Source organism: Turicimonas muris (assembly GCF_002221595.1).
Classification (GTDB): Bacteria; Pseudomonadota; Gammaproteobacteria; order Burkholderiales; family Burkholderiaceae_F; genus Turicimonas; species Turicimonas muris.
This window is the reverse complement of the sequence record NZ_NHMP01000003.1, coordinates 73,568-89,741: the sequence shown is the minus strand read 5'-3', so window position 1 is coordinate 89,741 and position 16,174 is coordinate 73,568. Positions and strand designations below refer to the sequence as shown.

General features: G+C 44.1%; 14 protein-coding genes. 11 read left to right on the top strand and 3 right to left on the bottom strand.

Translation table 11 applies throughout. The annotated features are described in order from the left end of the window. Positions 1-42 precede the first annotated feature (42 nt). Positions 43-909 (bottom strand): posphoenolpyruvate synthetase regulatory kinase/phosphorylase PpsR, encoded by an 867-nt coding sequence (gene ppsR, locus ADH67_RS05700; RefSeq protein ID WP_066592953.1) that lies wholly within the window; start codon positions 907-909, stop codon positions 43-45. Between the two features lie 94 nt (positions 910-1,003). On the opposite strand from ppsR, the gene ppsA reads away from it, so the two are divergent. The 5 genes from ppsA (at position 1,004) to ADH67_RS05675 (ending at position 6,064) form a co-directional block, all read left to right on the top strand. After that, complete coding sequence (gene ppsA, locus ADH67_RS05695) at positions 1,004-3,382, top strand: phosphoenolpyruvate synthase (protein ID WP_066592950.1); 2,379 nt, start codon at positions 1,004-1,006, stop codon at positions 3,380-3,382. Between the two features lie 83 nt (positions 3,383-3,465). Beyond that, positions 3,466-3,891: an NfeD family protein gene (locus ADH67_RS05690; protein ID WP_066592946.1), complete on the top strand. Its 426-nt coding sequence runs from the start codon at positions 3,466-3,468 to the stop codon at positions 3,889-3,891. A gap of 2 nt (positions 3,892-3,893) precedes the next feature. Further along, a complete protein-coding gene (locus ADH67_RS05685) occupies positions 3,894-4,370 on the top strand; it encodes a hypothetical protein (protein ID WP_066592943.1) in 477 nt (158 codons plus the stop codon). Continuing rightward, positions 4,371-4,880, top strand: a complete 510-nt coding sequence (locus ADH67_RS05680) for a hypothetical protein (protein ID WP_066592941.1) — start codon at positions 4,371-4,373, stop codon at positions 4,878-4,880. A gap of 17 nt (positions 4,881-4,897) precedes the next feature. Further along, positions 4,898-6,064 (top strand): iron-containing alcohol dehydrogenase, encoded by a 1,167-nt coding sequence (locus ADH67_RS05675; RefSeq protein ID WP_066592939.1) that lies wholly within the window; start codon positions 4,898-4,900, stop codon positions 6,062-6,064. A gap of 48 nt (positions 6,065-6,112) precedes the next feature. Here ADH67_RS05675 and smpB read toward each other — a convergent pair whose 3' ends face one another. Beyond that, complete coding sequence (gene smpB / locus ADH67_RS05670) at positions 6,113-6,565, bottom strand: SsrA-binding protein SmpB (protein WP_066592937.1); 453 nt, start codon at positions 6,563-6,565, stop codon at positions 6,113-6,115. 347 nt (positions 6,566-6,912) lie between these two features. On the opposite strand from smpB, the gene ADH67_RS05665 reads away from it, so the two are divergent. The 4 genes from ADH67_RS05665 to ADH67_RS05650 all read left to right on the top strand — a co-directional run bounded on the left by ADH67_RS05665 (position 6,913) and on the right by ADH67_RS05650 (position 12,333). Next, the gene (locus ADH67_RS05665; protein WP_089275730.1) at positions 6,913-7,212 is read left to right on the top strand and encodes an RnfH family protein; all 300 of its coding nucleotides are present in this window, start codon (positions 6,913-6,915) and stop codon (positions 7,210-7,212) included. A gap of 74 nt (positions 7,213-7,286) precedes the next feature. Then, positions 7,287-8,753, top strand: coding sequence for an IMP dehydrogenase (guaB, locus tag ADH67_RS05660; RefSeq protein ID WP_066592932.1), 1,467 nt, complete (start codon positions 7,287-7,289; stop codon positions 8,751-8,753). Between the two features lie 74 nt (positions 8,754-8,827). Next, entirely contained in the window at positions 8,828-10,393 is a 1,566-nt protein-coding gene (gene guaA, locus ADH67_RS05655; RefSeq protein ID WP_066592930.1) for a glutamine-hydrolyzing GMP synthase, read from the top strand. A 581-nt stretch (positions 10,394-10,974) separates the two neighbouring features. Then, the gene (locus tag ADH67_RS05650) at positions 10,975-12,333 is read left to right on the top strand and encodes an autotransporter outer membrane beta-barrel domain-containing protein (RefSeq protein WP_066592925.1); all 1,359 of its coding nucleotides are present in this window, start codon (positions 10,975-10,977) and stop codon (positions 12,331-12,333) included. A gap of 350 nt (positions 12,334-12,683) precedes the next feature. Here the strand turns inward: ADH67_RS05650 and ADH67_RS05645 are convergent, their stop codons facing one another. After that, positions 12,684-13,757 carry a porin gene (locus tag ADH67_RS05645; protein ID WP_066592924.1) on the bottom strand — a complete coding sequence of 358 codons (1,074 nt, stop codon included), beginning with the start codon at positions 13,755-13,757 and terminating at the stop codon, positions 12,684-12,686. Between the two features lie 637 nt (positions 13,758-14,394). Between ADH67_RS05645 and tadA the strand changes: the two genes are divergently transcribed. After that, positions 14,395-15,225: a tRNA adenosine(34) deaminase TadA gene (gene tadA, locus ADH67_RS13190; protein WP_066592922.1), complete on the top strand. Its 831-nt coding sequence runs from the start codon at positions 14,395-14,397 to the stop codon at positions 15,223-15,225. Then, positions 15,222-16,115, top strand: a complete 894-nt coding sequence (locus tag ADH67_RS05635) for a S66 peptidase family protein (RefSeq protein WP_066592920.1) — start codon at positions 15,222-15,224, stop codon at positions 16,113-16,115. The genes tadA and ADH67_RS05635 overlap by 4 nt, the downstream gene beginning before the upstream one ends. Positions 16,116-16,174 lie beyond the last annotated feature (59 nt).

Here is a 16,174-nt window from a genome sequence, read left to right as displayed (position 1 = left end):
ACAAAAGAGCCTCGAAAATGAGGCTCGTCGAAAATCCTAAATTTACATTCCCATATGCGGATCTGCTTTGATCTTAAGTTTTAATAAAATTGTGGCAGAGATTTCTTCAATAGACTTAGATGTAGAAGAAAGGAAAGGAATTCCTTCTCTCCACATCATCTGTTCCGCTTCTCTAGTTTCATATTGGCAATTTTCCAGAGAGGCATATTTAGAGTCAGGCCTTCTTTCGTTTCTAATTTGAGACAATCTTTGCGGTGAAATTGATAATCCGAATACCTTGTTCTTGTGAGCCTCTAAAGCGGGAGGCAGGACGCCGCGCTCAAAATCTTCAGGGATTAAAGGATAGTTTGCAGCTTTGATTCCGTACTGCATGGCCAGGTAAAGAGATGTTGGAGTCTTACCGCTTCGGGATACACCGACAAGGATGACATCGGCTTGATCTAAGCCATTGTTTGTCTGACCATCGTCATGAGCTAAAGTGTAATTGATTGCATCAATTCTACGGTTGTATCGTTCTTGGTCACCGATTTCATGACTCTTTCCGACGGAATGGTCGCTTGGAATACCCAGTTCTCTTTCTAAAGGGCCAACGAAAGATCTAAATAATTCAATGACAAATGCATTGCAGTACTCGTTAAATGTTGAAGCCAATTCTCTGGCCACCAATGTAGAAAAAACGAGAGGACGAATACCGGTTTCTTTACCTACTTCATTGATTTTTAAGGCTGCCTCTTTGGCTTTATCCACTGTATTGATAAAGGGCATGCGGTAACGGGAATATTTCAAACCGTGAAACTGAGCTAAGACGGAATTAGCTAAAGTTTCTGCCGTAATAGCCGTAGCGTCTGAAACAAAAAAGACGGTTCTAATGTGCTCACTATTTTGAGAAGGTGTTTCTTCGGTTGTCATTTTCAGCCCAATTTGTGTTTACAAGGAATTTCCACAAAGATAAGGAAATAAAGTTAAAATTTACCAAATTTTCCTAAACCTTTTAGAGGTAAAAATGCAACAAGGACGTTTTGTCATCCCCTTTAGCAAATTACGTATGTCCGACGTTGAAATCGTCGGTGGAAAGAATGCGTCTTTAGGCGAACTTTTAAGTCAGCTTACAGAGGCAGGTATTCGTGTTCCTGATGGTTTTGCTACCACAGCTGAGGCTTTCAGAGTATTTCTTAAAGAAGGCGGATTAGATAAGCGAATCGAAGAAAGATTAAAGACTTTAGATGTTGATGATGTCAAGGAATTGGCAAAAGCCGGCGCTGAAATCCGCCAATGGATTGAAGAGGCTCCTTTCCCTGCACAGTTAGAGAAAGAAATTCGTGAACATTATGAATGGCTCAAAGGCGATCAAGAACAGATTTCCGTTGCCGTTCGTTCCTCCGCTACAGCTGAGGACTTGCCGGATGCTTCTTTTGCCGGTCAGCAGGAAACATTCCTCAACGTCGTCGGAATCGACCAAGTCTTTGCCCGTATGAAAGAAGTTTTTGCTTCTCTTTATAACGACAGAGCTATTTCATATCGTGTTCACAAAGGTTTTGATCACTCCGTAGTTGCATTGTCCGCAGGCGTTCAAAGAATGGTCCGCTCTGACAAAGGCTGCGCCGGCGTTATGTTCACAATGGATACAGAAAGCGGCTTTGATCAGGTTGTCTTTATTACCGCTAGCTACGGTTTAGGCGAAACAGTGGTTCAGGGTGCCGTTAATCCGGACGAATACTTTGTTCATAAGCCGATGCTTGAACAAGGCAATTTCCCGATTATCCGTAAGGTACTTGGAAGCAAGAAGATTGAAATGGTCTTCGATACAGATAAAGCCTCCGGAAGATCCGTTAAAGTCGTTGACGTTCCCGAAGCCGAACGCAAGAAGTTTGCTTTGAATGACAGCGAAATCATTGAACTTGCCAAGTACGCAAGAATCATTGAAAAGCATTATGGACGCCCGATGGATATCGAATGGGGCAAAGACGGCATCGACGGCAAACTCTATATTCTTCAAGCGCGCCCGGAAACAGTTAAGTCCCGTCAGAAATCCCAAGACGTTCAGGAAAAATTTGTCCTCCTTGGAAAAGGCGAAGTCTTAGTAACCGGACGTGCTATTGGTCAGAAGATTGGCTCCGGCAAAGTCAAGATTGTTGACGGTCCTGAACAGATGCATTTGGTTCAAGAGGGAGACATCCTTGTTACTGACATGACTGACCCTAACTGGGAACCGGTCATGAAGAAGGCTTCTGCTATCGTTACAAACCGCGGGGGCCGTACTTGCCACGCAGCTATTATTGCTCGTGAATTGGGTATCGCAGCCGTAGTCGGATGCGGCAACGCCACTGAAATTCTGAAAGATGAACAAGAAGTTACCGTTTCTTGCGCAGAAGGCGACACCGGTTACATCTACAACGGTTTGGTTCCGTACGAAATTAAAGAAGTTAAGCAGGGCGAACTGCCGGAATGTCCTGTCAAGATCATGATGAACGTGGGTAATCCACAGCTTGCTTTCGAATTCCAGAGCATTCCTAACAAGGGCGTCGGTTTGGCTCGTTTAGAGTTCATCATCAATAACAATATCGGAATTCACCCGAAGGCCTGTTTAGATTATCCGAATCTTCCTGAAGACTTGAAGAAAGCAGTGGAAGAAGCCAGCGCAGGCTATGCAAGTCCGCGTGAATTCTTCAAGGAAAAACTTGCTGAAGGTGTTGCTACTATCGGAGCTGCATTCTGGCCGAAGAAAGTCATCGTCAGAATGTCTGACTTCAAGAGCAATGAATACCGTAAGTTAGTCGGCGGCAAGCAGTATGAACCGGAAGAAGAAAACCCAATGCTTGGCTTCCGCGGTGCAAGCCGTTATGTTTCTGACGACTTCAAAGAATGTTTCGCAATGGAATGCGAAGCATTGAAGAAGGTTCGCGATGAAATGGGTCTGACTAATGTTGAAATCATGATCCCGTTTGTCAGAACTCTCAGAGAAGCTAAAGAAGTTAACGACAGATTGGAAGAGCACGGACTTAAGCGCGGTAAGAACGGTTTGCGTCTGAACATGATGTGTGAAATCCCAAGCAACGCTGTTTTGGCTGATCAGTTCTTGGAATACTTCGATGGATTCTCCATCGGCTCCAACGACTTAACTCAGCTTACACTTGGCTTGGACCGCGACTCTGGCTTGATTGCTCACTTCTTTGATGAACGCGATCCTGCCGTTAAGAAGCTTCTTTCGATGGCAATCAAAGCTTGCCGTGAAAAAGGTGCTTACGTAGGTATTTGCGGTCAAGGTCCTTCCGACCATCCGGATTTGGCTCAGTGGCTTATGGAAGAAGGCATTGAATCTATCTCCTTGAACCCTGACACAGTGGTCAACACCTGGAGAAAGTTAGCTGCCGCTAAGAAATAATATTTCTAGTTAAGCTAATTTAGATATACTTAAACGGCTGTCAGCGAATGCTCGGCAGCCGTTTAGCATATGAGAAGAGATTTATGAGTCTGACATTTTTTTGGTTTGTTGCAGCAGCGATTATTGGAATGTTGGATCTCTATTTCGTTAACATCCTGTTTTTGATTATTTCTGCATCCTGTTTCATTGCAGGTTTCTCAAGTCTGTTTTTTACCTCCGTCTTCGTCCAATTGGCCATCCTGATTTTGTCCTCAGGCCTTTTCTTTGCAATTCTGCTGACAGTTAACTCCTTAGATAGAAATGAGGTTCCGGCTTCAGAACGATTAAAGCGGCAGATTGGCAAGAAAGTTGTGGTTCATGAGTGGATGGATAACCGCTTTGCTAAAGTGCAGTTTGACGGCAAAGTTTGGGAAGCAGAAATTGCATATACCTCGGGAGAATCTCTAACTCCCGGTCAATACAAGATATGGAAGATATTACCTAACCGTCTTGTTCTAATTAGAGCGTAGCTATGGAAGAAAAACTTTCTCCCGAGCAGGCGAGTTTGCCTAGCTTGGATGACTCAAAGACATTAAAAGCCCTTTTTCAATCACAGGCGCATGCTATTGCCAATAGATTGAGTGAAGCGCAGAGGAAAAATGTTGCGCGCAGTGAGGTTGTAGAAATTGATAAGAAGGCAGCGGCATTAATGGCCTCAACATTATTGGGGCTGAACCCCGCGTTTGAAAAGCCTGTCGTCAACACTCCCGAAAAGTTTGAAAGAAATATCCGTGGCGGATTGGCTGATGAACTTAAAAAGACCGGATTTAGTGAGAAAGACCTGGAAGATAGGACGGCTTTGTTCCAAATTGCCAGCTATATTTTCACCAATGAAGTACACCAATTAATCAATGAATTGTCCAAAGATCCGGACAATATTGAAACCAATGGAGCTAAAGCTCTGAATGATCTTTTAGAACGCTGGAGTTCTATTTTGGAGAGACAGTAAATGGCAGGATGCGGCACATGCGGATCATGCAGACCCGACCATAGTTCAAAGGCTCCTCAAAGTCCTTCTTTAGTAAACCTGGAGGTTGTCAGATCAATTTTCAGCCAAGCCGTCATTAACATGATGAGACGGCATATTTCCAATGCCCAGGGGGAACTCGATACTGAGAAAATGCTGGAAAAAGATGCTTTTTTAGCACAGTGGCTCGGAGATACATTTACCGGAAAGAACCCTCACTTTGAAATTGGTCCTGAAAATTGGAATCCGAACGGTCTGGCGGCATTTTTAAGAGAAAACTTAGCACACCTCCCTCAAGCCAAGGACTTGCTTATCGGAGATGATGAAGAAGTTATCTACAGCATTTCCAAGTTGTTTAAAGATCAAGCTCAAGGCGCTATTTCCGGCTTTTTAGCCGAAGGAAATTTTTCTACCTATCCCGAGGAGCTCCCGCCTTATGCCTCTCAGTTTATTGAGGCATGGGCAATGCTTTACACCGGCGCTCCTTTATAACTTTTAAAGAGAAGAAAATGGAAAATTTTGAGTTCTATAACCCAACAAAATTGTTTTTCGGCCGTGGTCAAGAAACAAGAATCGGTTCTCTTTTAGTTGAAAAAGTTGGAACTGACTCACAGGTTTTAGTTGTTTACGGCGGTCAAAGCGCAAAAAAGAGCGGACTTCTTGATAAAGTCACTTCCAGTTTGAAAGCGAGCGGAATCAACTTTGTCGAGCTCGGCGACGTGCGTCCCAATCCGACTTATGAAAAAGTAAAAGAAGGCGTAGTTCTGGCTCGTGAAAAGAACATTCAAGCAATCGTAGCTGTCGGAGGAGGCAGTGTTATTGATACCGCTAAAGCCATTGCAATTTGTGTTCCATACGAAGGCGAGGGTTGGGATTTCTTTGAAAAAGGAGTTGTTCCTAAAAAAGCACTTCCAGTGGCTTGTGTCTTGACACTTCCGGCAGCCGGCAGCGAACAGAGCAAGCGCATTGTTATTTCTCACCAAGGTAGAAAGCTCGGAACCGGCAGTGACATTGTCAGACCTTTTGCCAGCATTATCAATCCTGAGTTCTTCTTTACATTGCCTCCAAAACAGGTTAGAGCCGGCGTTATAGACATGATGAGCCATATCATGGAAAGATACTTCACTCAAACTCCTAATACGGATTTTATTTCCGGACAAGCGGAAGCTGCCTTGAGAAGCATCATGAAGAACGGCCTTATTGTGAGAAAAGATTCTCAAAATTACGAGGCTTGGAGCCAGATCGGTTTAGCGGGTTCCTTTGCGCATAATGGTTTCTACGGCTTGGGACAGAAGGAAGACTGGGCATGCCACGGAATTGAGCATGAGATCAGTGCTTGGGACGAAACAATTACGCACGGCGAAGGACTGGCTGTAGTGACACCAGCTTGGATGACATATGTTTGGAAGGAGAATCCGTCCCGCTTTGTCCAGTTCGCTCAGAATGTAATGGGAGTTAAAGAAGATACTGAAGAAAAGACGGTATTGGCCGGCATTGCAGCGTTAAAGAACTTCTTCAAAGAAATGGGAGCTCCGGTAACATTAGCAGAGCTCCATGCTGAAAAGCTGGATCCTCAGGAATTAGCAGAGAAAGCAGTCAAGATTCCCGGAACCTTAGGTAACTTCAAGAAACTTCATTCCGAAGACATTCTCAAGATTTTTGAGTTAATGCGTTAATTTCTATAATCTTGAGAGAGGCCTGCGCAGTTCAAAGCTCGCAGGCTTTTAATTTCTCATCTTCTTTTTCATTAATCTTTGTTGTTCGCGCTTCCAGTCGCGTTTGCTTTCCTCAGCTCTTTTCTCGAACTTTCTCTTGCCCTTGGCCAGCCCGATAGTTAATTTAACTTTACCGCCCTTGAAGTGCATGTCTAAAGGAACCAAGGTGTAGCCGGATCTTTCAATCAAGCCGATAATGCGCATGATTTCTTTTTTATGCATCAGCAGTTTTCTTGTGCGTGTCGGCTGGGGTTTTTCATGTGTACTGGCAGTACCAAGGGGAACTACCTGAGCATTTAAAAGAAAAAGTTCACCTTCGCGAACGAAGATATGAGCCTCTGTGATTTGTGCTCGACCCTCTCTAATGGATTTGACTTCCCAACCTTGAAGCACAAGTCCTGCTTCATACTTATCTTCAATGGTGTAATCAAAGCGAGCTTTTTTATTTTGAATAAGTGCCACTTTTAAACCTCTTATGAATCCATGACGGCGCAAAATTGTGCCTCATGTCGAAAAATTACAGTCGAATTTTAACAAAATCGAGAACTTATCCTAGGCTAATTAGCAAAGGTGGGCAGTGGCGGTGTAATAAATCAACTTGAAAATGTTTAAATCGCCGGCAGAATCGTATGCTCACCTCTAGTTCATAGTAATCAGATCGGAACACACTTTCGAAAGGCAACTACATTTGCCCGTTCTTTTGGGCGGAGGCTTTTCGGAGAATGAGCTAAAATCCAAAGCGACTATTGGAAATATCAAAAGTTTTGCACAAGATATTTCTTCCAATTACTTTTCTTTCCGAGGTATTCGTGCGCATTTTCTTAGTTAATCAATCAGACAACGGATTAATAAAAAAAGAAACTGTTTGTCCGGACAGACTTCATCTTTCCGAATTCAAGGAACAGTACATTTCTCCATTAAAGGAAGGATGGAATGTCAGCGTCTGGGACGAAAACCGCAGTGACGGTTACGAGTTAAAGGACGGCGATAGGGTAGAAGTCTGCGGCCCGCTTCTTGTGGATCCAAAGATTGCAAGAATGAAGAGGGCCGAAATCAAAAGACAGTCCCATGTCAGTAAAAGAAGGCATGCCGGTAATCGTAAACCATAACTTGTTAGAAAAGTGAATTTCGATTTTGAGTTCTCTGTCTAGGTATAATCGCTTTTTGTGTTTAGAGGTATAGTATGCGACTCCTTCAAAAGGCACTCACTTTTGATGACGTGCTTCTCGTTCCGGCTTACTCAAACGTTCTTCCAAGAGAAACCGTCCTTTCTACTCAGTTCACACGTAATATCCGATTAAATCTTCCGCTTTGCTCTGCGGCTATGGATACAGTTACTGAATCCAAGTTGGCTATCGCACTTGCTCAAGAAGGCGGCATCGGTATTATTCACAAAAATATGACCGCTAAGGCACAAGCTGCTGAAGTTGCCAAGGTCAAGAGACATGAAGCAGGCATGGTTGCTGATCCAATTACAATTGGCCCTGACATGATTGTTGCAGACGTTCTCAGACTGACAAGAGAACATCACATTTCCGGCCTTCCGGTCGTCTTAGAAGGTAAAGTTTTAGGTATGGTTACCAACCGTGACTTAAGATTTGAAGAAAGACTGGACGCCAAGATCAGTGAAATCATGACTCCTGCCGAGAGACTTGTCACCATCAAAGAAGGCGGCACTCTCGAAGAAGCCAAAAACCTCATGCACAAACACAGACTGGAAAGAGTTTTAGTTGTTGACGACGACTTTAACCTTAAAGGTTTGATGACAGTTAAAGACATTACTAAAGCTACAGAACATCCATACGCAGCCAAAGATTCTCACGGCAAACTTTTAGTCGGCGCTGCTGTTGGTGTTGGAGCAGGTACAGAAGAAAGAGTCGAGCTTCTAGTTGAAGCCGGTGTGGACGTTATCTGTGTTGATACAGCTCACGGACATTCTCAGGGAGTTTTGGACAGAGTTGCTTGGGTGAAGAAGCACTATCCGCAGATTCAGGTAATTGGCGGCAACGTTGCAACAGCCGCTGCTGCGTTAGCTCTCGTTGAGTACGGTGCAGATGCTGTTAAAGTCGGTATCGGACCAGGCTCTATTTGTACAACTCGCGTTGTTGCCGGTGTTGGTGTTCCTCAAATCACAGCTATTTCCAATGTTGCCGAAGCTCTTGCAAATTCCGGCGTTCCATTAATTGCCGATGGCGGTATCCGTTTCTCCGGCGACCTTGCTAAAGCCATTGCTGCCGGTGCTAACTGCGTAATGATGGGCGGTATGTTTGCAGGTACTGACGAGGCTCCGGGCGAAATCATTCTTTACCAGGGCCGTTCCTACAAGAGCTACCGCGGCATGGGTTCCCTCGGTGCTATGAAGAGAGGTTCAGCCGATCGTTACTTCCAGGACAATAACAACGGAAACGTTGACAAATTTGTACCAGAAGGTATCGAAGGTATGGTCCCTTATAAAGGCAGCGTCTTAGCTATCATCTATCAAATGGCTGGCGGTCTGAGATCTTCAATGGGCTACTGCGGATGCGCAACAATCGATGAAATGAGAACAAGAGCTCAGTTCGTTGAAATTACTTCAGCAGGTATGAGAGAATCTCATGTCCACGATGTGAAGATTACAAAAGAAGCTCCAAATTATCGTTTAGAGCATTAAACTCACATGAGGTAGACGAAGGACCGTGGCGGATTACCAAAACGGTCCCTTTTGTTATTTGAAGAGTAAAGCTAATGAAACACGATCGAATTTTAATTCTGGATTTTGGAAGCCAGGTCACTCAGCTGATCGCCCGCAGAGTGCGGGAAGCTCATGTTTACTGCGAAGTACATTCCTGTGAGGTGACTAATGACTTCATCAGAGATTTCAATCCGAAAGGCATCATTCTTTCCGGATCTCATATGAGTGCCTATGAAGAATCTACTGATGTTGCACCAGCAGCCGTTTTTGAACTCGGAGTTCCTGTTCTCGGCATCTGTTACGGTATGCAGACCATGGCAGAACAGCTCGGAGGTAAGGTTGAAAGCGGAGCCCAGAGAGAATTTGGTTACGCTGAAGTCCGTGAACACGGCCATACAAAATTGTTAGAGAAAATCTCTGATTTTACAAATGAAGATGGTCAGAGCTTCTTAAAAGTTTGGATGAGCCATGGTGACAAGGTCACCAAGATGCCTGAAGGCTTCAAACTCATGTGCTCTACACCGAGTTGTCCGATCGCCGGTATGGCTGACGAAAAGAGAGGTTTCTATGCCGTTCAGTTTCACCCGGAAGTTACTCATACGGTGAAGGGTAAAGAAATCCTCAATACTTTTGTGTTGGACATCTGTAAAGCCAAACCTGACTGGATTATGGGTAGCTTTGCTGAGGAATCCGTTCAGAAGATCAAAGAACAAGTCGGCAAAGATGAAGTTATTCTCGGACTTTCCGGCGGTGTTGATTCCTCAGTAGCCGCTGCTTTGATTCATAAAGCTATCGGTGACCAGCTGACATGTGTTTTCGTTGACAACGGCCTTTTGCGTTTGCATGAACGCAAACAAGTTGAAGAAACTTTCCGCAAGAATATGGGAATGAAGCTTGTAGTCGTTGATGCAAGCGAACGCTTTATGCACGAACTCAAAGGCGTTACTGATCCTGAAGCTAAGAGAAAAATTATCGGCCGTTTGTTTGTTGAAGTTTTCCAAGAAGAAGCCGCCAAGCTTCCTAATGCTAAGTGGCTTGCTCAGGGCACGATTTATCCTGACGTTATCGAAAGCGCTGCCGCTAATACAAAGAAAGCTAAGACAATTAAGTCTCATCATAACGTTGGGGGATTACCTGAAACACTTCACCTCAAACTCTTGGAACCACTTCGTGAACTCTTCAAGGATGAAGTCAGAGAGCTTGGATGTGAATTAGGTTTGCCGGCTGAAATGGTTTACAGACATCCATTCCCAGGTCCAGGTTTAGGCGTCAGAATTCTTGGGGAAGTTAAGAAAGAGTATGCAAACCTTCTCCGTCAAGCGGATGCAATCTTTATCGAAGAACTTAGAAATGCTGATTGGTACGATAAGGTCAGTCAGGCTTTCGTTGTATTCCTTCCTGTTAAGAGCGTAGGCGTAATGGGCGATGGCAGAACTTATGACTGGGTTGTTTCTTTAAGAGCGGTTCAGACATCTGACTTTATGACTGCCAAGTGGGCTCACTTGCCGTATGAGCTTCTTGGTAAGGTTTCCAACCGTATCATTAATGAAGTCAAGGGTATCAATAGAGTTTGCTACGATGTGTCTGGTAAGCCACCAGCAACAATCGAGTGGGAATAGCAATATAGCGTTTTAGTACGTTTATCAATGTTCTAGGGTGTTTCAAAAAACACCCTTTTTTAATGTTAAAAATCAACAAATTAGACGTACTTAGATTTTCTAAACGTTTACTGATGTTTCTCACTGTTTAGCCATGTACCATATTCAAATTCATGGTTTATTTCATGGTTTTTTAAGTTAAAATTTTAGAAACCATGACTTTTTAGGTCATGGTTCTTGTTCTTATCATGGTTCCTATTTCTCCCATGAAGGCTAAACTGCTAGACATCACAGATGCGAAAATCAAGGTTTTAAATCACTCAATTAAGCAGTTCTAACGAGCTGGATTGGTTTTAGGGATTTGAAATATTTCTTTTAAAGATTAAAGTTGCTTTTCCCGGAGAAGGTATCGACGCTTGAAACAACCTGCCCGATAAGATGGAGATTTTGTCTGGGAGAGTTCGGATAATACCCATCCGGCTGCGCAAGATGCATCCGGTACAACAAGCCTCGTTTTCGGGGATGGAACAACGACGTTAGTAGATTGCTCACTTCTCAAAGATGGTACGGGCGCCTTCTCTACTAATGGGCAAGACGCATCATTGACGGTAGCACCAACGGCAACTCTTATTCTTGGAAATATCGATGAAGCCGGTGACTATACCGTTGTGAGAGGCTTTGATACTGCAGACAACGTTTTCGGCAATGGCTGGAGGGGTGGTTGGATAGGAGACAAGCTTTATGCTTTAGCCCAAGACGGAACCGGCATTAATTGGGAACTGGAACTGCATAACGATGCATCCAGGGTGTGGGTAAGTGCCATCCTTAATGATGTTCTTTCTATGTATCCGGATATTGCGGTTCCAAACATTGCCAATGATGAACTTCGTCATGCTCAGAAAGATGCTTTCACATACGGCGTTTTAAGGCGCAAGGACTTGTCTGCAGCTGAGAAGACAGCAATTGTTAATTCTGCGGCAAATATAAGTTTTGCTGGTGGCACTCTTTCTGTAGGCTTCAATGATCTTACAACTGCTTTGGATTCCGTAGAGAATCAAGTTTCAATGAAAGGTGAATCTTTCACAGAAGAAGGCTTGATGCGTGATTGGCCGCATGGAAACAATCTGTGGATTGATTTGATTAGCGAAAAACAGAAATACAAGAGGTTTGCAGCAACGGGAATCGGTAAAGCAGGCTATAAGACTGGCGCGTTCAGTTTTACCCTGGGCTTTGACGACAAGATGACAGTAACTTCAATTGTAGGTGCGGCTTCCAGTTTCAACCGAGGCTCGCAGGATTCAACCGGAGATCTGTCTAAAACGAAAAATAAATACAATTCTTACGGAATTCACGCCTACGGTGCTTACAGTCCTAGTTCTAACTTAAACGTTGTCGGAACGTTGACCTATCTTAGAAGTTCCTCTGATATTACCCAGTATATAAATGCCGCAGGTTTTGGAAATGCCGATGCTGATGTCAAGACCAATTTGCTTGCAGCAGGCATTCGTGTGGAAACAACCTTGAAAGCTAGAAGTTCAAGTGTTGTTCCTCATGCAGGAATTCCCTATGTGTACGCTAAGAGCGGGAAGTACGATACCAAGGTTGATGGAAAGAAGATCTGGTCAAACAAGACCAAAGCAAATCACGCCATTCAGTTCCCGACTGGTGTTGCACTTCGCGGCGATATCGCGACCGGTAACGGCTGGAATATTTGTCCGCAAGCTGACCTCACTTTCATTCCGCAGGCAGGAAGCTCTAATCAGCGGACAACATTGACAGATGTAAACGGCATTTCTGATCGCATAAGCGGTGAATTTGCAGGAAACTTCGGGACGAATGTGAATTTGGGTGTTCAAGCTGATAAAGGTGGTGCCCCCCTCGGATTTCTGTACGGTTTTACAGGAGGTTCCAAAGGCAAGGCTGACCATACCTTGCGGCTTGAAGCTCACTGGCGCTTTTAGCCGGTAAAGAGGAGAGGTCCTGTTGAATTTTCAGATTGGTCAACGAGATTTCTGATGATTTGCCTGAATGTTGTCAAGACGACTACGAGCTAACTTACACACGTGCCAAGAAATTACCTATGAGTCGGTTTCAATTGGTTAAGGAAAACTTTTCTGGGCAGATTTTCATATTACTGTCGCTGCGTACACCTCTCAGTTCGCTTAGTCTTCGAGCGGAGGGACTAAGAGCTGCGATCTGCAGATTTCTAGTACAGCAAAAGAGGCGCCTTCGTTAGAAGTGCGCCTCGGAAAACCTAATGGAAAGATGATTTTCAGCTTATTAAAGATGAATCATTCCAGCCGTTGGTTTATTAGAAACTGTGGCTAATACCGCTGCACAGAGTCCATGAGTTAAATGTTGAGTGATAAGAGCCGGTATTGAGAAGTTTGTTGGCTTTGCCATAACCACCGTAGAGATAAACTAAGGTACGGTTGCTCAAAGGATACTCATATGCAGTTCCGGCGGACCAAATGTTGTATTTTTCGTTTGTGGAATTAGACTTTCCGTGGGCGTAGTTGCCTTCAAGTTTCCATTCCCCACTGGCGATCTTATAGCCAATAGCTGCAGTGACAGCATGCTGAGATACGCCTTTAGTTCCTTGATTTGCATAATTCCATCCGGGAAGCATCTGGCTGTTATGTGCATACTGGTAGGCAGCCCAAACCGTCCAATTGCCAAAGCCTTGCTGACCGCCCAAGGTGAAGAGCTGAGTTGATTTTGCAGCAATGTCTTTGTTGTCGAGCATTTCCCACATTGCACTAAACACAGTGTCGTTATGGGCATAATCTAAGCCGATACCGTAATAGTGAGAATTCTTAGACCATTTCTTGTCGTCTTCACCTGTGGTGTTTAAACCGGTACCGTTGGAGTACATAGCAGTGATTGTTGCGCCGCTAAAGGAAGGGCTCTTGTAGATTACAAGATTGTCCATGCGGTCTGTATTGATAAAAGCACTTGCCATATTGCCGTCTGTGTAGTAAGACGTCCAAAGAGCACCGCCGTGCAGAATAGTGTAGGTGCCGCAGTCAGACGACAAACCGCCGGCTCGGCCAAAAGCGAATTCGCCCCAGTTGCCTTTAACCTGCAAAAGAGCTTCGCGGCTGAATGCTTTGCCTCCATAAGCTTCGCTTCCGTCATCAGCGTTGAATCCTTGTTCGAGAATAAAGCCGACGGAGTTGCCGTTGCCCAGATCCTCGACGCCTCTCAAGCCGAATCTGCTTCCGGCGTAAATACCATTATCCAATTTCACGACGGCACTCTCACCTTTGTGTTTGGTGACGGTGACTGCTTCGTCAATTACTCCGTAGAGCGTGACATTAGAGGCTGCCATTGCATTGAACGACAATGCGGCCAGAAGGGCGGCAGGAAGAAGTTTTTTGATCATTGCAAAATCTCCTTAGTTTGAGTTGCAGAGGTTTATAAGAGTACTTGAGAAGGACATTCAGACGCTTTGGTAAAGCGTTAGCCAAGTTAGCTATGCGCGTTTTCCTTGTGGAGATTTGACGACAACACATCAAGAGCGCAGTAAGTAACTAGCATTTTCTTTCTCATAAACTATACCGTCTAGCCGGTTTAGTTAATATGCAAATATTAATCTCATAATTGCTTTTAATTAATCAGGATTTTTCCTAATAAAATGAAAAAGTTCCGGCAGAGAAGTTCTGTAATTGGAATTGTCAAGAATTCATCCGGCTTCAAACAGAGTCTCATAGGTCCTCTAAAAAGTACAAGGATCTGTCTTTTCATAGTTGCTGGCGACTTTAAAGAATGAGTACGCTTGGACAAATTTGTATTAAGAGTTCCAAAATGCTATCTCTATTATTTTGTCTTCTTTTGCCTTGATGCTATTTCTCACGAGATCTGTAGACAATCCGTCTTGTCGAAAATTGTTTGAAGACTCGGTGATTAAAGGAGTTGAAGGATGGACTCTTGATTAAGCAACTCATCTGCCGTAAAGTAAGAGGAGAGTAATCACAAATTCAAAAATCAGCATGGTTTCATTTCCATGAGGAGGAGGGTGGATGGATATAGTTGATAAGTTTGTGAATCTTTCGATTCGTGTCGGATCCACAATTGAAGCTCTTAGCAAAGTTCCTGAAAACTTGTCATGCGTTTTGATGATCTTTCAGGCGACCTCAAAAAATCCTTTAAGTCCTACTGTATTTGAGGCTCAGATCTTTTTGCAGACAGCCGGAAGCTGGTTGAGCCTGACTCCGGATGAGTTGGTGCAGGCCGCTAATTTGGTTCGGCCGCCGCTTTTTGCTCATATCAACTTGAATCATCTTTTCGAAAGAGTTGAGAAACGCAGAAAGGACGAGCGGGAAAAAAGAAGACTTTTTGCTCTTCAAAAAGAAAAAGAAAATGAAGAGAAAAAAATCAACAAAGATGATGATATTAAGTACATGAAGGAAGCCATGGATTGTGCACGGGCAGCAGAAGAGAGCGGTGAAGTCCCTGTGGGTGCAGTAGTGGTTGACGAGAAAGGTGTAATTATCGGCCGAGGATTTAATAAAGTAATCGGAGACGCCGATCCTACCGCCCATGCGGAAATCATGGCCATTAGACAAGCCGCAAAAGTCAAAAAGAATTACCGTCTGGAAAATTGCACGCTTTATGTGACGCTTGAACCGTGCCCAATGTGTGCCGGCGCTATTATGAATTCTCGCTTTAGCCGTTTGGTCTACGGAGCCTCCGATGAAAAGGCGGGTGTCGTTGATAATGTGTGCAAACTCTTCAGTTACCCTACACTTAACCATCATACAAAGACTACATCCGGGATTTGCAGTCAAGACTGCCTTAAATTGCTGCGAGATTTCTTCGAAAAGAAGAGAAAAAAGGAGAGCAGCAATTGAAGAAGAAAATTGCAGGCATTGCAGCCCCTAGCGGTAATGTATTAAATCTTGAAGACGTAAAGAAAGCTGCTAAGCTTTTAGAAGAAGACGGTTGGGAAGTGAAGCTCGGTAAGTCTGTCCTGACTTCTTTTCAACGATTCGGAGGTGTCAGTGACGAGGCGCGTGCCGAAGATTTCAATCGGCTATGCGGCAAGTGTGATTTTGTTCTAGCCGCGCGGGGAGGTTACGGTTTAAACCGCATCCTTCCCACAATTGATTTTGAAGAGATTCATAAGAGAGGAGTGTGGGTCGGAGGGTTCTCGGATATCACGTTGTTTTCTTTGGCATATCTTGCTAAGTATCAAGGCAAAAGTTTGCATTGTCCGACAGCAAGTGTGTTAGGAAAATCTTCCGTTTCTGCCTTTAGTATTGAATCTTTTCGGACGGCTTTATCTTCAAAACAATATGCCATTGAGTTTGAAACAGATGCTGCAAATTTAAAGGTTTCAGGCACTCTTTGGGGAGGAAATTTATCCGTCCTTGTCTCGGCTCTAGGGACACCGTATTTTCCCGATATTGAGGGAGGAGTTTTGTTTCTGGAGGATTTGGCTGAACCTGCCTACAAAATCGAAAGAAATTTACTTCAATTAGCTCAAGCGGGAGTTCTACAAAAGCAGCAAGCAATCGTTTTGGGACACTTCTCTCATATAAGAAATTCTGCACACGACTTTGGATACTCCATCGAGGATGCAAAAGAAATCTTGCGAAAGACAATCAAGGTTCCGGTAATCGAAGGGCTCCCTTTCGGGCATGTTGATGATCTTTGCACACTAGTGATTGGGGCTCCGTGCTGTCTTAGCGTAAACTCTAGACATTGCACATTAACGATTCCGGATGCTCCGAACTTCTAGTTATGAATTTAAAAGATCTTTACAAGAAATTTCGAACTATTTTCGAACCAGGTCCTAGA